21 protein-coding genes are annotated in these 24,759 nt (G+C 69.6%); 9 read left to right on the top strand and 12 right to left on the bottom strand.

Annotation, left to right across the window (positions count from 1 at the left end; translation table 11 throughout):
- Window positions 1-291: 291 nt before the first annotated feature.
- The gene (locus GHC57_RS15425) at window positions 292-2,568 is read left to right on the top strand and encodes an adenylate/guanylate cyclase domain-containing protein (RefSeq protein ID WP_153345863.1); all 2,277 of its coding nucleotides are present in this window, start codon (window positions 292-294) and stop codon (window positions 2,566-2,568) included.
- A gap of 26 nt (window positions 2,569-2,594) precedes the next feature.
- Here GHC57_RS15425 and GHC57_RS15420 read toward each other — a convergent pair whose 3' ends face one another.
- A complete protein-coding gene (locus GHC57_RS15420) occupies window positions 2,595-2,858 on the bottom strand; it encodes a hypothetical protein (RefSeq protein ID WP_170294918.1) in 264 nt (87 codons plus the stop codon).
- Window positions 2,859-3,021: 163 nt separating this feature from the next.
- Between GHC57_RS15420 and GHC57_RS15415 the strand changes: the two genes are divergently transcribed.
- The 6 genes from GHC57_RS15415 (at window position 3,022) to GHC57_RS15390 (ending at window position 9,697) form a co-directional block, all read left to right on the top strand.
- A complete protein-coding gene (locus tag GHC57_RS15415; RefSeq protein ID WP_153345859.1) occupies window positions 3,022-3,294 on the top strand; it encodes a hypothetical protein in 273 nt (90 codons plus the stop codon).
- 46 nt (window positions 3,295-3,340) lie between these two features.
- Window positions 3,341-5,296, top strand: a complete 1,956-nt coding sequence (locus GHC57_RS15410; protein WP_170294917.1) for a cyclic nucleotide-binding domain-containing protein — start codon at window positions 3,341-3,343, stop codon at window positions 5,294-5,296.
- A 313-nt stretch (window positions 5,297-5,609) separates the two neighbouring features.
- Window positions 5,610-6,077 carry a cold-shock protein gene (locus GHC57_RS15405; protein ID WP_153345856.1) on the top strand — a complete coding sequence of 156 codons (468 nt, stop codon included), beginning with the start codon at window positions 5,610-5,612 and terminating at the stop codon, window positions 6,075-6,077.
- 584 nt (window positions 6,078-6,661) lie between these two features.
- Window positions 6,662-7,504 carry a hypothetical protein gene (locus GHC57_RS15400; protein ID WP_153345854.1) on the top strand — a complete coding sequence of 281 codons (843 nt, stop codon included), beginning with the start codon at window positions 6,662-6,664 and terminating at the stop codon, window positions 7,502-7,504.
- A gap of 138 nt (window positions 7,505-7,642) precedes the next feature.
- Entirely contained in the window at window positions 7,643-9,094 is a 1,452-nt protein-coding gene (locus GHC57_RS15395) for an outer membrane beta-barrel protein (RefSeq protein ID WP_170294916.1), read from the top strand.
- A 75-nt stretch (window positions 9,095-9,169) separates the two neighbouring features.
- Complete coding sequence (locus GHC57_RS15390; RefSeq protein WP_153345850.1) at window positions 9,170-9,697, top strand: polysaccharide biosynthesis/export family protein; 528 nt, start codon at window positions 9,170-9,172, stop codon at window positions 9,695-9,697.
- A 61-nt stretch (window positions 9,698-9,758) separates the two neighbouring features.
- Here the strand turns inward: GHC57_RS15390 and GHC57_RS15385 are convergent, their stop codons facing one another.
- Window positions 9,759-10,943, bottom strand: a complete 1,185-nt coding sequence (locus GHC57_RS15385) for a vWA domain-containing protein (protein WP_153345848.1) — start codon at window positions 10,941-10,943, stop codon at window positions 9,759-9,761.
- A 142-nt stretch (window positions 10,944-11,085) separates the two neighbouring features.
- Here GHC57_RS15385 and GHC57_RS15380 point away from each other — a divergent pair, with 142 nt between their 5' ends.
- Both GHC57_RS15380 and GHC57_RS15375 read left to right on the top strand, forming a co-directional pair.
- Window positions 11,086-11,334 carry a type II toxin-antitoxin system Phd/YefM family antitoxin gene (locus GHC57_RS15380; RefSeq protein WP_153345846.1) on the top strand — a complete coding sequence of 83 codons (249 nt, stop codon included), beginning with the start codon at window positions 11,086-11,088 and terminating at the stop codon, window positions 11,332-11,334.
- Window positions 11,331-11,729, top strand: a complete 399-nt coding sequence (locus GHC57_RS15375; protein ID WP_343031188.1) for a type II toxin-antitoxin system VapC family toxin — start codon at window positions 11,331-11,333, stop codon at window positions 11,727-11,729. Before GHC57_RS15380 ends, GHC57_RS15375 begins: the two co-directional genes overlap by 4 nt.
- Before the next feature lie 31 nt (window positions 11,730-11,760).
- Here the strand turns inward: GHC57_RS15375 and GHC57_RS15370 are convergent, their stop codons facing one another.
- The 10 genes from GHC57_RS15370 to fliF all read right to left on the bottom strand — a co-directional run bounded on the left by GHC57_RS15370 (window position 11,761) and on the right by fliF (window position 24,431).
- Window positions 11,761-13,554: a hypothetical protein gene (locus GHC57_RS15370; RefSeq protein ID WP_153345845.1), complete on the bottom strand. Its 1,794-nt coding sequence runs from the start codon at window positions 13,552-13,554 to the stop codon at window positions 11,761-11,763.
- Window positions 13,555-13,730: 176 nt separating this feature from the next.
- Window positions 13,731-14,522, bottom strand: a complete 792-nt coding sequence (locus GHC57_RS15365) for a MinD/ParA family protein (protein WP_153345843.1) — start codon at window positions 14,520-14,522, stop codon at window positions 13,731-13,733.
- Window positions 14,519-15,577 (bottom strand): flagellar biosynthesis protein FlhF, encoded by a 1,059-nt coding sequence (locus GHC57_RS15360; RefSeq protein ID WP_153345841.1) that lies wholly within the window; start codon window positions 15,575-15,577, stop codon window positions 14,519-14,521. Before GHC57_RS15360 ends, GHC57_RS15365 begins: the two co-directional genes overlap by 4 nt.
- A gap of 159 nt (window positions 15,578-15,736) precedes the next feature.
- Window positions 15,737-17,908 (bottom strand): flagellar biosynthesis protein FlhA, encoded by a 2,172-nt coding sequence (flhA, locus tag GHC57_RS15355; protein ID WP_153345839.1) that lies wholly within the window; start codon window positions 17,906-17,908, stop codon window positions 15,737-15,739.
- Between the two features lie 73 nt (window positions 17,909-17,981).
- On the bottom strand, window positions 17,982-19,373 hold the full coding sequence (gene flbD, locus GHC57_RS15350) for a sigma-54-dependent transcriptional regulator FlbD (RefSeq protein WP_153345837.1): 1,392 nt from the start codon (window positions 19,371-19,373) through the stop codon (window positions 17,982-17,984).
- A 66-nt stretch (window positions 19,374-19,439) separates the two neighbouring features.
- The gene (locus GHC57_RS15345; RefSeq protein ID WP_153345835.1) at window positions 19,440-20,279 is read right to left on the bottom strand and encodes a motility protein A; all 840 of its coding nucleotides are present in this window, start codon (window positions 20,277-20,279) and stop codon (window positions 19,440-19,442) included.
- Window positions 20,280-20,283: 4 nt separating this feature from the next.
- Window positions 20,284-20,646, bottom strand: a complete 363-nt coding sequence (fliN, locus tag GHC57_RS15340; RefSeq protein WP_153345833.1) for a flagellar motor switch protein FliN — start codon at window positions 20,644-20,646, stop codon at window positions 20,284-20,286.
- Between the two features lie 10 nt (window positions 20,647-20,656).
- Complete coding sequence (locus GHC57_RS15335; protein WP_153345831.1) at window positions 20,657-21,586, bottom strand: FliH/SctL family protein; 930 nt, start codon at window positions 21,584-21,586, stop codon at window positions 20,657-20,659.
- A 136-nt stretch (window positions 21,587-21,722) separates the two neighbouring features.
- On the bottom strand, window positions 21,723-22,742 hold the full coding sequence (gene fliG / locus GHC57_RS15330; protein ID WP_170294915.1) for a flagellar motor switch protein FliG: 1,020 nt from the start codon (window positions 22,740-22,742) through the stop codon (window positions 21,723-21,725).
- 39 nt (window positions 22,743-22,781) lie between these two features.
- Window positions 22,782-24,431 carry a flagellar basal-body MS-ring/collar protein FliF gene (gene fliF, locus GHC57_RS15325; RefSeq protein WP_153345828.1) on the bottom strand — a complete coding sequence of 550 codons (1,650 nt, stop codon included), beginning with the start codon at window positions 24,429-24,431 and terminating at the stop codon, window positions 22,782-22,784.
- Window positions 24,432-24,759 lie beyond the last annotated feature (328 nt).

The following is a 24,759-nucleotide window of genomic DNA, read 5'->3' as shown; positions in this document are numbered from 1 at the left end:
CCCGTGCAATCCTGGCATGCATCGCCGGACTTATCTCGCCCAAACAACCAGCATGCATATCTAACGCAAACTGAGCCTTCCGTTATCGCATGGCCTATTGTTCTCCGGAGGGTCTCCCTTTACCCTGTGACTCGGTCGGCAAGCCAGCGTCCGTCCCCGACATTGGCAACGGGCTCCCGGCCGTGCCGGGGCGTGTCCCGGGGGTTCCGGCATGTGGTCGACTCAGCCTTCCGTGTCACGGCGGGGGCGACAAGGACGCTGCGGTCCGGAGGCCGCGACAGGACGGCGTGAATGCCCACAATCTCCCATTACGAAGTATACACGCTGGAAAACACCGGGTGGGTCCTGCACGCGCGGTTCGTGAGCACCGAGAAGGCCAAGGCCATGGAGGAAGCATCGTCCCTGGACGAGTTCCTCGGCCGTGCGACCAAGGTGGTGCGCGAGAACTATGACACGGCCACCCAGCGCTATTCCGGGCAGACGGTCTATCTGAGCCCGCGCGGCGAGGCTCTGCGTCGTCAGCGGCGCGAACAGGTGCAAAGCGGTGGCGGTCTGCAGCCGGGCGGGCCGGGGGCCTCGGCCATCGCCTCCGGGCTCCGCCCCAATGCGCGCATTCCCCCCGACCTGGCGATGTTCGGGGATGACGAGGCGGAGCCCCGGGGCGGCACCCGGCCCGGCCCCACGCTGTCCACCAGCGATCTGATGGCCCGCATCATGTTCGTGGTGATCGGCAGTCTGGTGATTGCCACATCCGGCACCGCCCTGATCCCGGTCGTCATCAGCCTGCTGCGGAACTTCGGGGTGACCCTGGAGGGCGACGCCCTGGACAGCACCCTGTTTTCCGTCTTCGTGGTGCTATGCCTGTCCAGCGGGCTGGTGCTGACCTACCGGCTGGTGCCGCTCAAGCAGATCCTCGCCGAGGGCCAGGACCGCAAGCGGCGGCGGGCTCGGGCCAAGGCGGCGGCGGCGCGGCGTCAGGCGGCGTCGGTGGCGGACAAGGCGCAGACGTCCGCGCGGGACGCGGGCGGCGAGGCGGATGGGCAGGCCAGCGGAGGCGAGGCGGAGGCCGGCGCCGAGGGCGGTGGCGAAGCGGATGCCCAGGCGCAGGCCCAGGCGCAGGCGCAGGCGCAGGCGGCGCGCGAGAAGGAGGCGCAGGCCCGGAAGGAGCGCGAGCGCCGGGAAAAGGAAAAGGAGAAGGAGAAAGCGAAGGAGCGCGAGAAGGAAAAGGAGCGTCGCCGCAAAAAGAAGAAGCGCAAGGAGGGCGATGCGGACGACGACGACGACGACGACGCAGACGGCGAGGAGGGCGGCTCCGACGGGGACGGCGACGATCAGGCCCCGGCCGAGGAAGAGCAACTCAGCCCGGCGTTCGTCGCCGCGCGCGACACCTCCATGGCGTTCCTGGCCAGTTATGTTGCGGCCTTGCGGGCCATCCGCCCGCGCCTGGACACCTACAACCGCTTCGGCATCAACCTGTATCTGGCCGGGGTCTGCGACGTCATCGCCCAGACCGGAGGGCTGGCCTACCCCGAGTTCGAGCGCCTGCTGCGCGAGACGGTCGAGATCATGGGCACCCGCGGGCCGCAGGCGGCCTCGTTCGTCCAGCGGCTGAAGAACTACCTGGACGAAGACCGCTACCGGGACATGGTTCAGGCCGGGCGCGAGGCCATGATCCTGCACCGCACCCAGGGGGCGGAACCGTTCGCAAACCTGGGCATGGTCATCGAGGACTGGAACACGCCCAAGACTCACAAGGTCTCCGGCAACACCATCGCCATCGTGTTCACCGACATTGTCGGTTCGACCGACATGACCAGCGAGATCGGCGACGAGAAGGCCCAGCAGATCCTGCGCGCGCACAACGCGGCGGTGCGGGCGGCGCTGGCCCGCTACTCGGGCCGCGAGATCAAGCACACCGGCGACGGCATCATGGCCACCTTCGACCATGTGCCGGATTCCGTCTGGGGCATGATCGACGTGCTGAAGGCGGTGCGGGCCCACAACCAGGCCCAGCCCGAAATGCCCCTGCGCATTCGCATCGGCATCAATGCCGGCGAGCCGATCAGTGCCGAGAACGACTATTACGGCCTGGCCGTGACGCTGGCCGCGCGGATCTGCGCGCAGGCCAGCACGAACCAGATTTTCGTGTCGCAGGTGGTCCGGGACCTGTGTGAGGGGACCGAATTGACCTTCCGCGATCGGGGGGCGGCCGACCTGAAGGGGATCAAGCAGCCCCAGGCCATTCACGAGGCGCTGTGGGACGGATCGCCCACCGTGCAGGCCGAGGCGGGTGAGGGCGAGAGCAGCGGCGAGGGTGCGGGCGACGGGCCGGGCGAAGGCGATGGGGCTCCGCTTGGCCCGGACGACGCCGCGGCCCGGCCGCCCGCAGAGGTGGACCCGGCGGCCGCCTTCGATCCGGACGCGGACGGCTGGGTGGAGCCACCGCCGCCGTCAGTCAGGCCCGCATCCGCCGCGCCGGCCCGGGCGCCGTCGCGGCCCCCCGCGGCCCAGGACGGCGAGGACGGTCTGCCCGACATTCAGCCGCCGCCGCCCCGCACGGGGACCTGAGCGGCCGGGGGGCGGGTCCGTCCGGATCAATCCAGCTTGACGTCGCCGTGGCGGAACGGGATCCAGTCCATGTGCTCGCGGCGGAACTGGAGGCCGTAGGGCGACTTCAGGAACACCTTGTCCAGGGGCGCGCCGCCCTCGGCCCTGGTCCGCGCGGTATCCACCAGGTCCGAGCCCGCGAACACCGGATCCCAATACTCGTCGGGCTCCAGGTCCTTGCCGGCGTTCTCCTTGACCTTCATGGCCTCGTCGATGAGGCCCCAGGCTTCCTCGACCTGCTCGTAGCTCACGGCTTCGCCTCCCTTGTTCCTGGCGGCCGACACGGGACGCGACAAGGCCCGCGGGTCACGACCTGCCCGTGACCGCCGTCAGGCCCTCTCTTTAGACTTTCGCGCGGCCCTGGTAAAGATACCGGACCCCTGGGACCCGACGCGACCGGAAGGAATCGTTTCGATGACCGACACGCGCGAGATGTTCGCGGAGATCAGCACGCTGCTGGGCAACCTGTCCAAGGCGTTGGAGATGGAGCCCGAGGACGTCGGTCGGCTGCTGGAGGAGGGGGCGCTCTCCCTCTCGTTCGGCGAGGACGAGGCCGGCGAGAAATTCGTGGTCGCCACCCATGGAGAGGGCGACGCCCGTCGGGTCGCCCGCATCTACCGCGACCGCATCTACCACCTGGGGGCGGCGCCCTCGGCCGGATCCGGCGACCCGGCGTCCGGCGCCTGATCCCCGCGCGGTCGCGCGCCCTGTTCACCGTTACGGTTCCCCGTCCATGTCAGGCACCAAGTCCAACGTCCAGCGATTCGAAGCCGGCGACGTCATCTTCCGGGAAGGCGACCCCAGCACCACCGCCTATGTGGTGGCGTCGGGCGAGGTGACTCTGGTCAAGGAGACGGAGCGCGGGCTCGTTCAACTCGCCACGCTGGGCAAGGGCGAACTGTTGGGCGAGATGGGCGCCGTGGACACGGACCCGCGCAGCGCCACCGCCGTCGCCCGCACCCCCGTCAGCCTGCATGCCTTCAGCCGCAAGGCCTTCGTCCGCAAGCTGGAAGAGGACCCGGAAATGGCGCTGCGGCTGGTGGTCCGGCTGTCGCGCCGTCTGCGCAACGCCAACGACCGCATCGCCCAACTGGAACAGATCGCCGACGTGCCGGCCGAGCCGCGCGCGGGCGAGGCGGCCTCGGGCGGGTCCACCGCGCTGGTGCCGGCCGGCGAGGGCGGCGCGCCGGTTGCCGGCGCGGGCCGGGGCGACAGCCTGCTGGGCCGCCTGATGGGGGCGCTGCGGGGCAGCACCGGCCCCAGGACGTCCGAGGGGGCGCTGGCCGGGGTGGCCCGGGGCCGCCAGCCGGTCCTGGCCGTGGCGGGCTTTCCTGGTCCGGGCGGCAACGACCAGCGCGCCCGCGTGCTGGAGGCGGTCGAGGGCCTGAGCGGCATCCGCGTGCGCAAGCTGGACAAGGCCGTACCGTACTCGCCGGAGCTGGACCCCTACACGGCGCTCAGCGGCGCGGTCGGGGCGGGACGGCCCATGCTGCGCGAGGTCGGCGCCGACCTGCTGGTGTGGGGCGGGCCGGACGCGGCCGGTCGCCTGGTGGAACTGCGGTTCCTGACGCCGTGGGGCAGCAAGGAAATCGAGCGCGTCGGCATGATGTCGCCGCAGAACGCTCTGTTCGTGCCGCTGGACTTCGACCCGGCGTGGCATGTGCTCGTGCAGGCCGTGACCCTGGCGGCCATGGAGCCGCGCACCGAGGCCCAGGGCAAGACGCTGGTCGAGACCCTTCCCTCGTTGGCGGAGGCGGCCGGGGCGTTGCTGACCGAACTGCCGTATGGGCTGACCGGGCTGGAGACGGCGCAGATCGTGGCCTGCTATGGCAACGTGCTGGCCGTGGTCGGCGTCTGGGCGAACGAGCCGGCCTGGCTGGAACACGCGGCCGCCGCCTTCGAGGAGGGCATCCGCCACCTGCCGCGCGATGCCGACGCGGAATGGGGCGTGCTGCACCGCTCGCTGGGGCTGGTCTGGCAGGCGCTGGTGGAGCGGGGGCACCCCTCCGTCGGGCCGCGTCAGGCGGTGGACGCCTTCAAGGCCGCGCTGGAGTCCTTTCACCGCGACCTGTATCCCTACGAATGGGCCGGGCTGAAGCACCGCCTCGGCCTGCTGAGCTACCGCATCCACATGGCCGAGGGCGATCCGGCGGCGCTGCGCGAGTCCATCAACGCCTTCCAGGCCGCGCTGCAGGTGTTCAACACCGCCGAGACGCCGGAGCGCTGGGGGGAGGCCATGCACGATCTGGCGCAGGTGCTGCAGGTCTACGGCGGACAGGAGCGCAAGCCGGAGGTGCTCAGCCGCGCCGTGGACGCGGCCAACGCCGCCCTGCAGGTCAGGACCCTCGATGCCGCACCGCTGCTTTGGGCGGCCACGCAAAACAACCTGGGGTCGGCGCTCTTCCTGATGTTCCGCCTCGCCAAGGACGCCGGCGCGCTCTATCAGGCGCGGGAAGCCTTCCATCAGTCCGCCAACACCTATGAACTGCACGGCGCCAAGCGACAGGCCGATATCGTGTCGCGCAACCTGCGGCGGGTGGAAAACCTGATCGACCGGCAGGGGAGCAGGAGCACCCCCGAACCGGACTGGGTCCGGCCGGGTCAGGGCGCGGAGGACGCCGGCGGCGGGGGCTGGACCGAGCCCACGGAAGACCCCGAGGCGCTGCCCATGGACGGCGGCCTGCGATGATCGGGGCGCCTCCGGATTCGGGGCCTTGTCGGGTTTCCACGACTCGGGCCCGGGCAATGCGGGGCGCCGGGCCGGTCCGGGCCGTCGCGCAAGCCCAAGCGCGGCGCCAGGGTTTTCCTGTGACGGCTCAAGGTCTTGGGACCGAACGGGGCCGGCCGGCGCGGGACGGCGCGGCGGAGCGGGCCGTTTGTACAGGCGCGAATCCTGACGAAAAATTCTGCTCGGATGCGAAGATGAATTGGCGGCAGGCCATTTTTCAGGTATCTCTGGAACGGTTTTATGATCGCCACCGTATGAAGGTTTCTCCTCCGCTATGCAGTCTCGGTCTTCGGCCACGGTAAAGTGGTTCAATGCCACCAAGGGTTTCGGCTTTGTCGCCCTGGCGGATGGCTCACCCGACGCGTTCCTCCACATTTCCGTGCTCCAGCGCGCGGGTTATCGGGATGTTCCCGAGGGCGCGACGATCGTTTGCGACCTGTCGATGGGTCAGAAGGGGCCGCAGGTCGCCTTCATCCATGAGGTCGATGTGCCTGAGGGTGCGCACGTCGCAGGTGGCCCGGACGGCGACACCGAGGAAGAAATTGACGGGGTCGTCAAGTTCTTCAGCGCCGACAAGGGCTTCGGGTTCGTGACGCCCGACAGCGGCGGCAAGGATGTCTACGTCGGCAGCCGCGCCCTTGAGTATTCCGGCCTGTCCACCCTGGAAGCCGGGCAGCGGGTGCGGATGCTGTGCCGCATGGGCAAGAAGGGCCCCATGGCCGGCAAGGTCGAGTTGATCTGACCGAGACTCTGGCGCGCCCGGATCGCGTCGCGCCGAATCGCATCGGGGTGCGCGCTCGACCGTCCGGATGGGCGGGCGGGGGCGTGCCTCTTTGTGTTTCGGGGCACAGGGTCCGATCGCCGCGCGTTTGTGCGGTGGGCGAGCAGGTCGCGCCGTATCCCGCCGGTCTGGGCAGAGTCTCGGGCCAAAGTCGCGGGCCAGAGTCGCGGGCCAGAGTCGCGGGGCAAGAGTCATGGCAAGGCCGGAGTGGTCGGGCCCGCGTCATCTTTCCGTTCGTGGAGTAACGACGGGCGTTATTCCGGCCCGGCGGCGTGTCCGGCCCAGGACAAGGCGGCCGCCTCCTTTGTGGCCGGGATGCCTCACGCGCTATGACCATTGGGGTATGGCCGGAAATGGACTTGATCGCTGTGGGGGCGTCCCGTAAAATTTTTCTTGAAGAATTCTGAACCGAACGCCCTCGAGTGCGGGTCGGTGTTTCCGTCGTTCGGGCCGGGCCGAGGCTTTGGTTCCCCCGGTGCGGCGACAACGCCGACTCCCAAGTGACGCTCACTGGCGGCACTCACTGGCGGCAAGGAGGCCAGGCCATGATTTCCACCGCATGTCGCACCACCGTGACGGCCACCGCACTGTGCGCGATGGCTCTGGCATTGCCTGCCCGCGCCGAGGCGCCGGCATCGCAGCCCGCCCCCGCCCTGACGCAGGCGATGGCCCAGACTCTGGCGCAGGCCCCATTGACCCTGCCGGGCCTGGACGACGCGCAGGACCGCAACCCGCAGCAGGATCTGCCGGCCGACGCGCCGCAGTGCTCGGTGCCGACGGCCAACTGTGACGACTTCGACGAGACGGCCGAGGACCTGCGCCGCCGCCTGATGGACGCCGTGGCCGCCGGGGACGAAGGCAATGTGCTCGCGGACCTGCAGGACGACGGCCTGTGCGACGCCGAGACGGATGCGCTGGAACAGGCGCTGCTGACCATGGCCCAGGACAACCCGGAGGCCGCCGCGGCCGTCGTCACCGCGCTGGTGAGCGATGCGCTGGCCGCCGCCGACACCAACGGGCAGGTGGCCGTCAACCTGATGAACGTCGCCGTGGTGCCGCTGGAAGCCGAGGCGCCGGTCGAGGTTTCGCTTGCGCCGGACGCCGGAATACCTGAAGATTCAATCATGACCAACGAGTTGTTCACCCAGATTGACGAGGCGTATCAGGCGGCCGAGCAGCGGGCCACAGCCGATGGGTGTGCCCTGCGTGATCTTGAGTCCATCGATCTCGCTCTGGCGCAGGCCGCTCTGGCCGGGTTCGAGACGGCCGCCGGGGGCGTCAACCCGGCGTCGGCGCCGGCGAGCGTGTTCGGTCGTGGCGGGCTTCGTGGTCCGTCGGATCCGGGACCGCTGCCGTTCGCGGATCCCGAGCCGGCCAGCCGCATCTGACGCAGGGGTCTCCGTCCATGGTGTCCTTGCGTCCGTGCATCCGCGTCGTCCCTGGGGCGGTGCAAGGGAGGTAATCGGGCGATGGCGCCAGGGGGGAAAGGCAGGCGATCCCGCAGGTCTGTCGGGCGCGTCGGAGGCGTGGCGCTGCTTGTCGGGGTTCTTGCCGCGAGCGGGCCGGCAATCGGCCAGAGCCTGGACCGCATCACCGACCGCGGGCTCGATCGGGGCCGCGATCGGGCGCTGGAGCGCTACCGGCTTGACCGGGCGGTGGACCGGGGCCGCAGCCAGGGCATCGTGGTCGAGCGCTATTCGGTCAGCCCGGCCTGGACGCCCGACGACAACCGCTATGGCGGCCGCCCCGCCGGGGCCAACGCCCTGCTGCGCGTGGGCGGCAAGGACCTTGAGGTGGATTTCACCCGCAGCGTCGGCCAGCGCGACCGGCCCGAGGGCGTCAACCCGCAAGGTGGCCGTCTCGGCTCGTTCCGCGTGTTCCCGCGCCTGAGCATCGGCGGCGCCTATGACAGCAACGTCTACGCCGTCGAGGACGATCCGGACGGCGATTTCGTCGCCACCATCGAACCCAGCGTCACCCTGCGGTCGGACTGGAAGGTGCACGCCCTCAATCTGGGGGCGCGGGGCAACTTCGGCCGCTACGCGGACCTGACCGCCCAGAACTACGCCGATTACGGGTTCGAGGCGGACGGCGTCATCGAGGTCCAGCGCGGCACCGAAATCCTGGCCAGCGCGGCCTTCGATCACGGCCACATCGGCCGGGGCAGTCCGGACGATGTGAACGCCTCGGAATCGCCCCGGACCTTCGACCGCAGCACGGCCTACCTGGCGCTGTCGCGCTCGCTGGGCATCTACGCCGCCACCGCCGATGTGTCCGCCACCTGGATGGACTTCAACGACGGTGAAACGGTCGCCGGCGCCAACATCAACCACGACGACGACGACCACGTGGTGGTCTCGCCCGGCCTGCGTGTCGGTTACAGTCAGGCGGAAGGCGACGAGATCTACGTCCGCGCCCGCTATGTGGACAGCGAGTTCTTCGATCCCACCGCCGACGGCGGCCCCGACCGCGACAACTGGGGTTTCGATGTCATCGTGGGGGCGGTCAAGACCTTCGATGCCGTCTGGCGGGGCGAGGTGTTCATCGGCTACGCGCCCCGGTACTTCGAGGACGACCGCCTGGAGCCGATCCAGGGGATCGACGGTCTGGTGGGCGGCCTGAACGTGGTCTGGAACCCGACGGCGCGGACATCGGTGCTCGGGAACATTCTGCAGTCCACGGGGCCGACCGTGTCCGGGGACATTTCGGGTATCGCGAGCACCATCGTGAACCTGGGGATCGAACACGAAGTCAGCCGCGCGGTGATCGTCAACGGCAACGTGCAGTACATTTACGACGACTTCGTGAAGAGCGATCGGGAGGATGATACCTTCCAGTTCCGGCTCGGGGCCGACTACACGATGAACCGATACATTACGTTCGATCTGGGGTACAACTTCACCAGCCGGGACAGCAACCAGCCCGGGTCAGACTATGACCGACACAAGGCGGGGATCGGCATCACCCTGCGCTACTAGCAGGCGGGAACCGATCGGGGGCGCGGCCGGTGCCACGGCGCATCCATGCAGGGCGTAAGGAAGGGGAGTGCTATCATGAAGTCGCTGATTGCCGCGGTGTTCACACTGTTCGCGGTGCTGGGCTGGGCGGCGCCGGCCGCCGTGGCCCAGGAAGGGTATTCGCTCGGCCCCGGGGACGTGATCCGGGTGACCGTCTTCGGCGAGCCCGACCTGTCCGGAGACTTCGAGGTCGGGGCCAACGGCGGCGTCTCGCTGCCGCTGATCGGCGAAGCGAACCTGGGTGGCATGACCATTCCGGCCGCCGAGACCTTCATCGAGGACAAGTTGTCCGCCGGCTTCATCCAGAATCCGGACGTGGCCATCGATGTGCTGAACTATCGTCCGTTCTTCATTCTGGGCGAGGTCAACGACCAGGGCATCTTCCCCTATGTCGCGGACCTGACGGTGATGAAGGCCGTCGCCATCGCCGGCGGGTTCACTTACCGCGCCGACGAGGACGACATCACCGTGAAGTACGGCGGGTCGGGCGAGGGAGTGCCGGCCGAACTGGACACGCCCATCAGCCCGGGCGACATCATCATCATCGGCGAGCGGTTCTTCTGATCCGTCCGCCCGGACCTAGCGTTCGATTCAGTGAGCGGCGCGCCCGGATGCGGGCGCGCCGTTATCGATTCAGCTCCCCCATGGCGCGGTCCAGGCCGTCCAGGGTGAGCGGGAACATGCGCCCGCCCATCAGCTTTTCCAGCATCTGGATCGACTGGGTGTAGCGCCAGTGCGCCTCCGGCACCGGGTTCAGCCAGACCGCGTGGGGGAACTGGTCCAGCAGGCGGGTCATCCAGACATGGCCCGCGTCCTCGTTCCAGTGCTCGACCGCGCCGCCGGCATAGGCGATCTCGTAGGGGCTCATCGAGGCGTCGCCGACGATCACCAGCTTGTAGTCCTGCGGGTAGGTGTGCAGCACGTCCCAGGTGGGGATCTGCTCCTGCCAGCGCCGCGCGTTGCTGCGCCACAGGCCCTCGTAGACGCAGTTGTGGAAGTAATAGTGCTCCAGGTGCTTGAACTCGGAGCGGGCGGCGGAGAACAGCTCCTCGCAGATGCGGATGTGGTCGTCCATGGATCCGCCCACGTCCAGCAGCAGCAGAACCTTCACCGTGTTGTGCCGCTCCGGGACCATCTTCAGGTCCAGCAGGCCGCCCTGGTGCGCCGTGGACCGGATAGTGTCGTCCAGGTCCAGCTCGGTGGCCGCGCCCTGGCGGGCGAACCGGCGCAGGCGGCGCATGGCGACCTTGATGTTGCGGGTGCCGATCTCGACGGAATCGTCCAGGTCCTTGAACTCGCGCTTGTCCCAGACCTTCACGGCGCGGCGGTGGCGTGAGCGGTCCTGGCCGATGCGGATGCCCTCGGGATTGTAGCCGTAGGCGCCGAAGGGTGAGGTCCCGCGCGTGCCGATCCACTTGTTGCCGCCCTCGTGGCGGCCCTGCTGCTCCTCCAGGCGCTGGCGGAGGGTCTCCATCAGCTTTTCCCAGCCGCCCAGGGCCTCGACCTCCTTCTTCTCCTCCTCGGTCAGGAAGCGTTCGCCCAGGGCGCGCAGCCATTCCTCGGGGATCTCGGCGGTGATGCCCGCTTCGCCCTCTGGCTTTTCCAGGCCCTTGAAGACCTCGGCAAAGACCCGGTCGAACTTGTCCAGGTTGCGCTCGTCCTTCACCAGGGTGGCGCGGGCCAGATAGTAGAAGTCGTCCACGTTGTAGCCGGGCACGTGGGCGGTCATCGCCTCAAGCAGCGTCAGATACTCGTTCAGCGAGACCGGCACCTTGGCCTTGCGCAGGTCGTAGAAGAGAGTGAGGAACATCGCGGGGAATCCCGTTCGCATGGGGCACTGCACCCCACATGGGCCGGAGTCTATCGGCCGCAAGGGCGCGGTGGGAAGGGGTTGCGAACGGGCCTGGAGCGGCGGATATTGATAAGCACCCGATCTCTGGGAGGACGAGGCCATGCGTACTGTCACGGTCGAGGCCACCGCAACGGACCTGACGCGCCTGCTGGACGACGTGGCGCGCGGGGACACCATCGTGCTGGAACGCGATGGAACCCCCGTTGCCCGTCTGGAGCCTGTCGGCGGGCAAAGTAAGCCGACGTTGCCGCGCCTGGGGTTCATGGAGGGCGCGTTCAGCGTGCCGGATGATTTCGATACCATGGAGGCCGACCTCATTGCCGACCTGTTCGAGGGCAAGGCCACGTGAGTCTGCTGCTTTTGGACACACATGTCCTGCTGTGGGCCGGCGGCACCTCCAGGCGCCTCTCATCGGACACCCGTCAACGGTTTTTCGATCCGGCGAATACCCTGGCCTTCAGCATCGTGTCCATTTGGGAAATCGTCATCAAGGCCGCATTGGGCCGGGCGCACTTCCAGGTCATTCCCGAGGCGCTCCTGGCGGGCGTGCGGGCGGCCGGTTACCGTGAGGTCCCCGTCAATGCCGACCATGCCCTGATGGTTGGAGCGCTGCCCCTGCTGCACCGCGATCCGTTCGACCGCCTTCTGTTGGCCCAAGCCATGGTGGAAGGCGCGACCCTGATCACCGCCGATGAAATGCTGTTGCGTTATCCCGGTCCGGTCGAACTGATCCGTCCGGTCTGAGCGGTCACGACCGTCGGCCAGAGATCCTGCCCTACGCCACCAATCCACCCGGTGGAGTCGGCGGTGGCCCGTCCCCGGCCGGCAGGGGATCGAGGAACGGTTCGTCCGCGCGGATGGACAGGGCGCCGTCCAGCCCGAAGGCGGCGAGGCTCGTGTCCGCGATCACCTGCAGATCGCGGCACATCTCCTCCGGCAGGGGGCGGCCCGTGCGCAGGATGATCTGCAACCGCCGGGCCTTGGCCTGCATCAACCCGTCGATCTGGATGCGCCCCAGTTCGGACAGGGTGACGTCCACCAGGAAGCGCTGGCCAGGCTCGCCGCCGCCCGCCCGTTCGTCGTCCCCGTCCTGTCCCGCGCCGTCGCGATCGCCGCGCCCCCCGCCCGGGACCCGCAGGATCAACGAGATCGCCGAGATCTCCGCCTGATCGGCGAAGGGCAGGGTGATGGCGCGCCATTCGCCGCCCGGGGTCTCGCGCGCCCGCCCGGCCAGATCGGCCAGATCCCGCCGCAGCGTCTGGGCGAGCTGTTCGCCCCGGCCGCCCACGCGGTCCAGCGCGCGGGTCACGCCCTCGCCGGGCCACTGGCGGATGTCTCCGCCGGCGCGCAGGGCGCCCGCCACCGAGACCATGGCGAAGGCCAGTTGCGGGCCGGGGCGGGGAATGGCGGCCTCCAACGCGCGCGCGGCGGCGGGGTCGGCGCGGTTCAGGGTGTCCAGGCTCTCCGTCAGCGCCGGCCAGCCAGTTGTCCCGCCCTGGGGCAGGGCCGCGCCGGCGGCGGCCGGGCCGGTAGGTGCGGGCGGCAGGGTGGACAGCACCGACAGCGTCACCTGACTGCCTGGCGGGGCGTCCAGGCGGACGGGCAGGGCCAGCGTGCCGGCCTGGGTGCCCAGCAGCGTGCGGCCACCTGATGGGGCCGTCATCAGCGTGCCGGTGAGCGTTTGGGGCGCGGTGCCGCCCGATGCGGCGGTCGCCCCGGTGCTGCCCGCGAGGGGGCCCGCCATCGGTGCGGGACCGCCCGCGCCCGGCGGGGCCTGGCCCGTGACCCGGGCGACCAGGCTGGAGAGGGCGCTGAGCGGGCGGCTTCCGGCGCTGCCATCCGGGCGGCCTGAGAGGTCGCCGACCGCAGAGGGAGCCGGCGCGCTGGACCCGGCGCCCGGCGGCGCGGCGCGGCCGCCGGTTCCTGTCCCGGTCCCGGCGGGGACCGTGGCGGCGGGCGCGGCCTGACCCGCACCGGACGCGGGGCCGGCCCCGGGCGCGGCGCCGCCCGTGCCGCCGGGGGCCTGAACGGAGACCAACTGCACCGTCAGGCGCGTGCCGACGGGCAGCATGGCACCGGGCGGACCGGGGGGAGCCGCCGTCGCCCCGCCACCGGCGTTCGCCCCGCTCTGCGTCAGCACCGTGGCGGTCATCGCGCCGGGCAGGCGGGGCGTCCCGAGCGCCGCGCTGGCGGAGGAGCCCGCCGCCGCCGCCGCCGTCTGTCCCGACGCGGTGGACAGCGCGGCGGCGCCCGGCCCGATGGCGCGGCCGTTCAGGCTGGTCAACCGGAACTGGGCCTGTTCGGGCCCCGTGGTGTTGAGCACCAGCGTCAGGGAGGCGCCCCGGGGCAGGGCCTGGCCGGCGCGCACCTCAAGCGGACCAAGAGGGGTGTCGAGGAGGACGGGCTGCCCCGGGCGGGCCCCCTGGGTCACGGTGGCCTGCACCACGGCGTCCGGCGGCAGCGCGGCGACGGCCGGGGGCGGGCGCGTCACGATGACCATTGCCGGGGCCGGGGCGGGCATGGGCGTGCCGCCCACGGTGGGCGGCAGCGGCGGGGGGACGGTGGACATGCGGGACGCCCCTTTTTCCTGGCCGGCCTTTGTCCTGACCATTAAGGACAAAGGCCATCCGCCGCTTCGCGGCGCCGGTGCGGTCGCACCGGCCGCCCGACCCCATGACGCATCGTCCCAGGCCGGGCGGTATGACTCGCGTGCGCGGGCGGGCGGGCGTGCCGAAGAGCGGCCCGTTACTCCGCCAGCAGGCGGTCCGCCAGGGCCTCCACGTCAAGCGCGGCCTCGCTGTTCGGATAGCGGGTCAGCAGCGGCGTCTGGTTGCGGATGGATTCGCGCACCCGCGTGTCCCGGCGCACCACCCCGGCCAGCGGCGGCGAGATGCGCAGGAAGCCCTGACAGGCCTTCAGAAGCGTGCTGTAGGTCCGCTCCCCCTCGCGGGTCGAGTTGGCGGCGTTGACCACGATCCGGATGTCCGTCTGCGGGCGCTCGATGCAGTTGATCTTGATGAAGGCGTAGGCGTCGGTCAGCGCCGTGGGCTCGTCGGACGTCACCACCAGGATGGTCTGGGCGGCGGCGGCCAACTGGCGCACGGCCTTTTCCACGCCGGCCCCCAGGTCGAGAATGACGCGGTCGTAGTCGCGGGCCAGCAGGCCCAGGTCCTCGGCCACCAGTTGCAGACGGCTGGGTGGGATGTTGGCGAGGCTGCCCGAGCCCGAGCGCCCGGCGATGACGTCGAACCCGCCCATGTCGTAGCGGTTGGCGGCCTGGTTCAGGGTCAGCTTGCCGGCCACCACGCTCCCCAGGTCGTGGTCCGGCATCAGGCCAAGCTGGATGTCGATGTTGGCCAGCCCCAGGTCGCCGTCGAACAGCAGCACGTTCTGCCCGCGCTTGGAGAGCGCATGGCTCAGGGTGATGGCGAACCAGGTCTTGCCGACGCCGCCCTTGCCCGAGGCGATGGCCATCACGTTGTCCCGGACGTCGGGGGCGGGCGCCCGGGGAGCCATGGCGGGATCAATCGTCGTCATCGGGAAGCCTCGGCGACTAGGGGTTCGGCAGCGTCTGCTTCACTGCCGTCGGAGCCGGACTCTGGGGGCGGCTGGTCCGCGTCCTGGGTTCGCCGCGGCAGAATCAGACGCGCCAGCGACATCGGATGGATGGGGATCAATCCGTTGGCGACGTGGGGACTGATGGTGACTTCACTGAACATGAGCTGCCCCTGATCCACGGCCGCCAGAATACCACCCAGGCGGCGCGCCATGTCGAGCCGTGTTGCCAAAAGGCGTGTGGCGCCCACCTTGGCGAAGCTTTCCCCGGCCTCGGCCCCTTCCATGGGGTCGATGCCGGCGGCCAGCACCAGAATCGGCTCCACGTCGGCGGCCTCGATCAGTTCCCGAAGAAAGGCGATGTCGTGCTTGGAGAAGGGGTTGATCCCCGGACTGTCGATGAACACCAGATCGTGCACGCCGATGCTGTCCTCGACCAGGTCGCGCAGGGACTCCGGGCCGCGCGCCCGCTTGAGTTCCACATCCAGGATTCGGGTGAAGGCGGCGAGCTGGGCCACGGCGCCGGCCCGGACGGAGTCGGCGCTGATGACGCCCACCGGCCGGTTGGCCAGGCGGGCGCGCGCGGTCAGCTTGGCGACCGAGATGGTCTTGCCGACACCGGGCGGCCCGCAGATCAGGAACGGGCGCGGCGACTTGCGTTCGGGCAGGGGGGCGAAGGCGAAGATGTCGTCCAGGGCGCTGGCACAGGCGCCGATGCCGTCGTCGGCCTCGGACTCCGGGACCAGCCTCAGAATGCGGTCGATCAGGCGCTGGGGGGCGCCGTGGTATTCCAGGGCGGACTGGACCTCCAGCACGCGGGGGTCGGACAGCTCGGCAGGGATGCCGCTTCGCTCGGCGGCCAGGGCCGAGCGCAGATCACCGTCCTGGCCCGGCTCCTCGACGGCGGCCGTGATCCGGATGCCGCCGTCGCCGGCCGCGCGCTGGGTCGAGACGATGACGGCATCGTCCCCCAGTTCCTGGCGGATCAGCGCCATGGCTTCGGCCATGCTGGGTGCGGAGTAGCATTTCAGCCGCATCGACCGGCGGTTCCCTCATGGGCCAGCGGGGGCGGACGACGAACCGCTGGCCGAACGGCGCGGGCCGGTTGCCTGGCGCGGACTCGCACGAAAAACACGTGCCTGTGCCCCTGGGCGGACCCGGCTCTCTCCCTGGCACCAACTTTAGTGCAGGGTGTCTTAAATCTGTCCTAACGTCTTGATCCTCGCTTTTGGGTGGATCTCGTTCTGGGACATGACGGGCGTGGTGGGGCGGAACCGTTCCACGATCGAGCGCACGTAGGGCCGGATGCCCGGGCTGGTCAGCAGCACCGGGGATTCACCCTGCATGGCGAAGCGCTCGAAGATCTGGCGCACGGAGACAATGAACTCCTGCAGTTTCGAGGGCGCCATGGTCAGTTGGCGGTCCTCGCCCTGGCCGGCCAGGGACTGCATGAACTCCTGTTCCCACTGGGCCGAGAGGGTGACCAGCGGCACCACGCCGTCCCCATTGACGTTCGTGTCGCACAACTGCCGGGCGAGGCGTCCGCGCACGTGCTCGGTCACCAGCAGGACGTTGCGGGTGGAGGCGGTGGCCTCGCTGATGCCCTCCAGGATGGTGGGCAGATCGCGGATCGAGACGCGCTCGTTCAGCAGGTTTTGCAGCACGCGCTGGATGCCGCTCATGGTGATCTGGTTGGGCACCAGGTCGGCGATCAGCTTCTGGTGCTCCTTTTCCAGTTCGTCCAGCAGCTTCTGGGTCTCGGCGAAAGACAGCAGTTCGGCCATGTTGTCCTTCACCACCTCGGTCAGGTGGGTGGTGATGACCGTGGGCGGGTCCACGACGGTATAGCCCCGGAACATCGCCTCTTCGCGGTTGGACAGGTCGGACCAGACCGCCGGCAGGCCGAAGGTGGGCTCGGTGGTCTTCTCGCCCGGCAGGGTGATGTCCTCGCCGCGCGGGTCCATGACCAGCAGCATGTTGGGGCGCAGCTCGCCGCGCCCGGCCTCCACCTCCTTGACGTAGACGATGTAGGTGTTGGCGCCGAGCTGCATGTTGTCCTGGATGCGGACCGAGGGCATGACGAAGCCCATCTCCATGGCCAGCGAGCGGCGCAGCGCCTTGATCTGGTCGGTCAGACGGGTGGTGCCCGGGCTGTTGATGAGCGACAGCAGGCCGTAGCCCAGTTCCAGGCGGACCAGGTCGATCTTGAGCGCGGTCGCGATGGGCTCTTCGGCGACCGGCACGGCGGCCGCTTCGGTCTTTTCCGTTTCGGCGGTGTCCTTGGCGACCTGCCGGGCCTTCTGGTCGAGCCAAAGCGCCCCGCCGCCGGCCCCCAGCGCCAGCAGGGTGAACGGCAGGAACGGCGTGCCCGGCAGCAGGGCCAGGGCCATGGCGAGCACGGCGCTCATGCCCAGCGCGCGGGGATAGGCCGTGAACTGCCCGACCAGGGTGGACTCGGCGCTTTCCTTCAGGCCGCCCTTGGCGACCATGATGCCGGCCGCGACCGACACGATCAGGGCAGGGATCTGCGAGACGAGGCCGTCGCCGACCGTCAGGCGGGTGTAGACATCGGCGGCCTCGGAAAAGCTCAGGCCGCCCTGCACCATGCCGATGACCATGCCGCCGACGATGTTGATGGCGGTGATGAGAATGCCGGCGATGGCGTCGCCGCGCACGAACTTGGAGGCGCCGTCCATGGCGCCGAAGAAGTCCGCCTCCTTCTGCATCTCCTCGCGGCGGTCGCGGGCCTGGTCCTCGGTGATGAGGCCGCTGGACAGATCGGCGTCGATGGCCATCTGCTTGCCCGGCATGGCATCCAGGGTGAACCGCGCCGACACCTCGGCGATACGGGTGGCACCCTTGGTGATGACCATGAAGTTGACCAGCACCAGGATGGCGAACACGATCACGCCGATCACGAAGTTGCCGCCCATGATGAAGCCGCCGAAGGCCTCGATGACCTCGCCGGCGGCGTCCGATCCCTCATGGCCGTCCGCCAGGATCAGGCGGGTCGAGGCCAGGTTCAGCGCCAGCCGCATCAGCGTGGCGATCAGCAGCACCATGGGGAACGCGTTGAACTCCATGGACTTGCGGACGTAGATGACCGTCATCAGCACCAGGGTGGAGAAGGTCAGCGACAGCGCCAGCATGATGTCCAGCAGCCACGGCGGCATGGGCATGATGAGCACGACCAGGATCGCCACCACGCCCAGCGCCAGACCCACTTCGCCTCGGAAGAGGGTCTCGTTGATGCGCTGCCAGAGCGCGGCGCCGTCAAAGCCGCCGCCGCCCCCGGCGCCGCCCCCCGCGCCGTCGCCCCCGCCGCCGGTGGCGACCGCGCGTCCCTGAGCCTGTGTGTCGTCGGCCATGGCCACTGTCTCTCGTGTCTTGGTGCGTCCGCCCGGAGCGTTGCCCTGGAGGGCGCGCCGTCAGCGGTGGGCGTCAGGGCAGCGCCTGGGTGTCCCCGCCGGCCCCGCCGCCGGGGGCCGGCACCGCCACGCCCTCGTCGGTGTACTGGCGCAGCTTGTTCCTGAGCGTCCGGATGGAGATGCCCAGAATGGTCGCGGCGTGCGTGCGATTGCCGAGGCAGTGCCGCAGCGTGTCGATAATCAGGTCCCGTTCCACATCGGCCACCGTCCGGCCCACCAGGCCGGAGGTGCCGGCGGCGGCCTGCGGCTCCGCGCTCCCACCGCCGCCGATGCCCGCCACTCCGGCGGCCGCGCTCATGGGGCGGCCGTCCGGGTCGAGCATGACGGCCTCCGGTCCGATCTCCGGGCCCGTCGCCAGCAGGACCGCGCGGTGCATGGCGTTTTCCAGCTCACGCACGTTGCCCGGCCAGGAATGCCCGCGGAGGGCGGCCTTGGCGGCTGGCGACAGCGCGCGCGGCGGCACCTGGTTGACCTCGGCATACTTGCGGGCGAAGTGGTCGCCCAGCAGGTCGATGTCCTGCGGCCGCTGGCGCAGCGGGGGCAGGGCCAGGGTGATGACGTTCAGGCGGAACAGCAGGTCCTCGCGGAACCGTCCGGCGGTCACCTCGGTCCGCAGGTCGCGGTTGGACGTGGCCAGGATGCGGGTGTTGACCTTCACGGGCTGCTTGCCGCCGATGCGGTCGATCTCGCGTTCCTGCAGCACGCGCAGCAACTTGGCCTGCAGGCGCACGTCCATCTCGGAGATCTCGTCCAGCAGCAGGGTGCCGCCGCTGGCCTCCTCGAACTTGCCGACGCGCCGCGCCACGGCGCCGGTGAAGGCGCCCTTCTCGTGGCCGAACAACTCGCTTTCCAGCAGGGTTTCCGGGATGGCGGCGCAGTTCACGGCGATGAAGGGGCCGTCCGTCCGCCGGCTGCGGCGGTGCAGATGGCGGGCGATCAGTTCCTTGCCGGTGCCGGATTCGCCGGTGATGAGCACGCTGGCGTCGCTGGCGGCCACCTGCTCGGTCATCTGCACGACGCGCGCCATGGCCGGGTCGCGATAGACCAGGGCGTGCCGCTCGGCCGCGACGGCCTCCAGCACCGCGGCGATCAGGTCCGGGTCGGGGGGCAGGGGAATGAACTCCTTCGCCCCGGCCTTGATGGCCTTGACCGCCACCCGGGAGTCGCTGCCGATGCCGTAGGCCACCACGGGGGCGGCGATGTGTTCGGCGGCCAGGGCCTCGATCAGCCCGCCGACGTCGAACCGCGCATCGATCATCACCAGGTCGGCTCCCTTTCCGCCGCGCAGGATGTCCAGCGCCGCCGTCACGTCCCCGGCCTGGGTCACGGTCGCGCCCCGCTGCACCGCGATGCGGGCGGCGGCGCCCACCTGTCCTTCCATGGCCCCCACGATCATCACGCGCATGGCCGGGCCTCCGCGCAGGACAGGCGGGGAGCGGGCGCGAGGGACGGGCAGGGAAAAAGCATGACCCTAGACATGAAGGTGACGGACCCGTTGATGAGGCGGCAGGACACTGTTCAGCAGCATTTCCAGGCGGCGAGGGTTTTCCTTCCGGGCGATGGACAGCACCCCCAGAACGTACAGGTGCTGGACCAACTGGTCTTCGGCGGCGTTGCGGTCCAGCTTGCTGGCCAGGGGCGCGAACACGACGTTGGACAGGATGGCGCCGTAGAACGTCGTCAGCAGCGCGACGGCCATGCTGGGGCCGATGCGCGCCGGATCGTCCAGGTTGCCCAGCATCTGCACAAGACCGACCAGGGTGCCGATCAGGCCCATGGCCGGCGACACCTCGGCGCAGCGCCGCAGGATGCCCACGCCCCGCGCCCGGCGGGCCGCCGTGGCCTCCATCTCCCGGCGCAGCATGGCCTCCACTTCATCTTCGGCGATGCCATCGATCACCAGTTCCAGGCCCCGATGCAGGAACGGTTCGTCGGCGGTGCCCTCCAGGGTCGCCCCCTGCATCTTGAGCAGACCGCGCGCCCGGGCCTTGCCGGCCAGATCGAGCACCCGTTCGGCGGCGTCGCCCGCGTCCACCCGGGGATGGGTGACGGCGCGGGGCAACACGGCGACGGTGCTCATGATCTCGTCCATCGAGAACGACGCCATGGTGACCGCGAAGGTGCCCAGCACGACGATCAGGATCGCCGGAATGTCGAGGAACGAGCCCGGCGAGCCGCCCAGGATCATGGCGAGCCCGATCAGGGCCAACGCGCCGCCGATGCCCAGCACCGTCGCCAGATCGAGACCGGACCGGCTCTCGCTGGTCACCTCGCGGCGCGGGCGGTCCCCGAAGAAGCCACCGTCGGCCATCCGGTCAGCTCCGGTCCGTCTTGATGATCTCGGTCATGGTGACACCCAGGCGTTCCTCGACGACCACCACCTCGCCGCGCGCGACCAGACGGTTGTTGACGTAGATGTCGATGGCCTCGCCCACCTTGCGGTCCAGCTCAACCACCGCGCCGCGCCCCAGCTTCAGGAGCTGGTTGACCTGCATATGGGACTTGCCGAGCACGGCCGAGACCTGCACGGGGATGTCGTAGACCGCCTCCAGGTCCGAGGCCGAGCGGGGCCGGTCGGGCACGTGGGTGGTCTCGGGCTCGCCGCCCCCGTCGTCCTTGTCGGCCCGGCCTTTCGGGTCGTCCAGTTCGTCCAGGTTGAAATCGCCGTCGTCGGACATGCCTGTCTCCCTAATCCTGTTCCGCGCGCGCGCTGTCATGGGCCGGACCGGCCGCCGCCGGCATCACCGGCTCGGCCTCGGTCGCGATGTCGAAAGACCCTTCGGCCGAAGCCTCGGGGGCGGCGTCGTGCCCCCCGTCCGGTGGGGCGGGCGCCCGTGTGTCGGGCGCCGGGGCCGGCGGCACGGCTTCATTGAGGTGGCGCGAGACGGCCGCCTCGATATCCTCCCAAAGGCGCGCCGTGTCCCGTTCGATCCCGCCTTCGCCCCACTCCAGGCGGCAGTCCTCCCGGGCGAGCGCGTTGTCGGGCCGGACCACCACGCGCCCCTCATAGCCGCTGGTGGTCTGCAGGCCACGCACCGCGCTGCGCACCACCTCGGCCAGGGCGCCGTTGACGCGCACCACCAGCCGCGGCTGGTCGAGCATGTCGGGCAGGATGCGCGCGATCAGGTGTTCGATCTCATCGCCGGCCTGGGCCTCGCCGGTGGCCGGCAGGACCCGGCGCGTGACCGCCAGGGCGAGCCGGGTCGCGGTCTTCTGCAACGCGGTCACGCGGGCCTGTTCCTCGGCGTCCATGCGGTCGATGGCGGCGACGATCGTCTTCAGCGCGGTCGCGGTCACGTGACTGTCGGCGGTCGCGGCCTCCTCCAGCGCCTGGGTGTGGCCCTTGATGTAGCCCTCTTCCCGGGCCGCGTCGAGTTGCTCGCGGGTGAACATCTCGGGCGGCGGCGGGGCGGGGTCCTCGCGCGGATGGCGGCGGCGGTCGAGGCCCGCGTAGCTTTCCGCCTCGGCCGCCTCGGCCGCCCCGTTCGGGTCAATCGGTCCGCCGGCGTCGGCGGGCTTGGTCGCATCCGCCGCGCGGTTCGCCTTTCGCCGGGTCGCGTGACCGGGGCGGGGGTCGTCAAAGGATCGGTCGAACAGGAATTTGTGGACCGTGGCCATCTGCGAGAGGCACTCCAGAGCGCGAGGGGGGGCGCGAGGGGACCCGCGCGCCCCGCGAGGCGGGGCGGGACAGGACAGGGCGAACCGGAACGGGGGATCGCCGGACCGGGCGCCGGGACCGGCGCCGGGGCGGGCGTCAGTACACCAGCTCGTCTTCCTCCTTGCCGTCCGAGATGACGATCTGACCACTGTTGGCGAGTTCCTTGGCCATCGTGACGATGACGTTCTGGGCCTCGTCCACCTCGCGCACGCGGACGGGGCCCATGGCCTCCATGTCCTCGCGCAGCATCTTGCCGGCGCGTTCCGACATGTTCTTGAAGAACATGTCCTGGATACCCGTGGACGCGCCCTTGAGGGCCAGGCCCAGCTTGTCCTTCTCGACGTGGCGCAGCAGCACCTGGATGCCCTGCTGATCCAGCCGGGAGAGGTCCTCGAAGGTGAACATGAGCTGCTTGATGCGCTCGGCGGATTCGCGGTTGCGTTCCTCCAGCGCGGTGACGAAGCGGTTCTCGGTGTTGCGGTCGAGGCTGTTGAAGATCTCGGCCATCATCTCGTGCGCGTCGCGGCGCGCCGTGCGGGCCAGGTTCGACATGAATTCCGTCCTCAGGGTCTTCTCGACGCCGTCCAGAACCTCCTTCTGCACCGCTTCCATGTGCAGCATGCGCATCACCACTTCCATGGCGAAGTTCTCGGGCAGCAGCGACATGACGCGGGCGGCGTGGTCCGGCTTGATCTTGGAAAGCACGACGGCGACCGTCTGCGGGTATTCGTTCTTCAGGTAGTTGGCCAGGACCTGTTCGTTCACGTTGCCCAGCTTGTCCCACATGGTGCGGCCGGCTGGACCCCGGATCTCCTCCATGATGGTCTCGACCCGGTCCTTCGGCAGCGAGCGGACCAGCAGGCGTTCCGTGGTGTCGTAGGAGCCGACCAGCGAGCCCGTGTTGGAGATGGCGTCGGCGAACTCCACGAACAGGCGTTCGACCAGATTGGAACTGATGGTGCCCAGGTTCGCCATCACCTGCGACAGTTCGCGGATCTCCTCGTCGTCCATCAGGGAGAACAGCTTGGCGGAGTGATCCTCGCCCAGGGACAGCATCATGATGCCGGCCTTCTGGGGCCCGGTGAGGCTTCGATAGTCTTCCTTGACGCGGCCCACGGCACGGTCTCCGTTGTCTTGGGGTCTGCTGCGGCCGGCTCAGGCGTCCTGATAGAGCCAGTTGCGGACGATGCTGAGCGCTTCCTCGGGGTGCTTGTCCACGATCTCACCGATCTTGCGCAGGCTGGAGGCCTTGACACGCCCTTCGACTTTTTCGATGTCGATCAGCTCGTCCAGATCCTCCATGTCCTCGTCGCCCAGGCCGATCGGCACCGGCGCGGTCACGGGACCGGGCAACTGGGGCGCGCCGGCGGCCTCGGCCGACAGCAGGCCGGTGGCCCCGCCGTCCGCGCCCGAGGGCAGACTCTCGAAGGCCTTGGTGACCAGCGGGCGGACCACCAGCAGGATGACCAGGATGGCGACGATGGCGACGCCCAGACCCTCGGCCATGCGCATGATCTCGTCCTTGGTGAAGCCCATGAACATCCAGGGCTCTTCCTCGGCGAACATGCTGTCGAGGTCGGCGAACTCCATGTTGATGACTTCGAGCTGATCGCCGCGCTGCTGGTCGTAGCCGATGGCCGAGCGGACCAGCGCGGTGATCTTCTCCATGTCCTCTTCGGTGCGCGCCTCGTAGGTCGGCGTGCCGTCGGCGCCGGTCGGGCGTTTGCCGTCCACCAGCACGGCCACGCTGAGGCGGTCCACCACGCCGCTTTCGCGCACGCTGTTGGTGACGGTGCGCGAGATTTCGTAGTTGACCGTTTCCTCGGTGCGCGATTCGTTGGTCTGGGAGCCGGCCCCGCCCTCCTGGTTGAACTGGCCCTCGGGCAGGTTCTGGCCGACGGTGACCGGGGATGGCTCCTGATCCTGGCTGCTCGCGTTCTCCTCGATGGTCACGGTCGAGCGGGCCACCTGGGTGTCCGGGTCAAAGAGTTCCTCGTTGGTGACCACGCGGTCGAAGTTCATGGACGCCGTCACCTCGGCGCGCACACGGCCGGGGCCGAGCGTGCGCGACAGCAGGGTTTCGATGGCGCGGGCCAGGCGCTGTTCCTCGGCCCGGCGCATCTCGTCCTGGGTCAGCGCGGCCATGCTGCCGTCCTCGTCCATGCCGCGGGTGAGCATGGCGCCGGACTCGTCCACGATGGAGACGCGCTGGGTGGTCATCTTGGGCACGGCGGCCGCGACCAGATTCTGGATGGCGACCACCTGACTGGCGTCGAGCGTGCGGCCGCCGGTGGCGACCACGACCGAGGCCGACGGCTCCAGCGTCTCGCGCGAGAACACCTCGCGCTTGGGCAGCACCAGGTGGACGCGGGCGTGGCGGACGTCGTCGATCGACCGGATGGTGCGGGCCAGCTCGCCTTCCAGGGCGCGAACCAGATTGACGTTCTGGATGAAGTTGGTCGAGCCCAGGGCGCTGGAGTTGTCGAACACCTCATAGCCGACCGAGGCACTGCCGCCCACCGCCTGTTCCGCCGTCTCCAGCCGCATGCGGTCGCGGCTGCTGGCGGGCACCAGGATCTCGGTGCCGTTGTTGGCCAACTGGAAGGGGATGTTCTGCGCTTCCAGGGTCTGGACGATGGACTGCGCGTCGGCCTGTTCCAGGCCGCTGTACAGAAGCTCGTAGGGCTCCGAGGTCAGGCGCGTGGCAAAAAAGATGACGAGGCCGATCAAGGCCACCGCCACGCCGGCAATCGCGGCCAGGCGGGCGGGTCCAAGGGCGCGCATCTGCTCCGAAAGGCCGTTCAAGGCATGCCCCTCCGCTCGGGCGGCCCGCTGGGCGGGCTTGACTGATGGTGCGGTTCGCAAGACGGGTCGCGGGGGCGCGGGAGCGTGCCCGGCCGGTCGGCGGCCGACCCCATGACCGGGTGCGCCGGTCGCCCTTGACCCAACATCAGGCTAGCGGTGGAGGCTGAAGAACTCCTTAACGGTAGGCAGAGATTGCCGGGCGGGGCGGTCGGGACGGCGCGGCGGGAGGGTGGGGTTCGGGTCGGTGATGTCCACCCGTGAGCAACCGGGAACATGGGTAACACTATTGACCGGCAACATGGGTAACGGTGTTCTGTGTTTGTTCGGC

Source organism: Roseospira navarrensis, from assembly GCF_009601025.1.
Classification (GTDB): Bacteria; Pseudomonadota; Alphaproteobacteria; order Rhodospirillales; family Rhodospirillaceae; genus Rhodospira; species Rhodospira navarrensis.
This window is presented reverse-complemented; position numbering and strand designations above follow the sequence as displayed.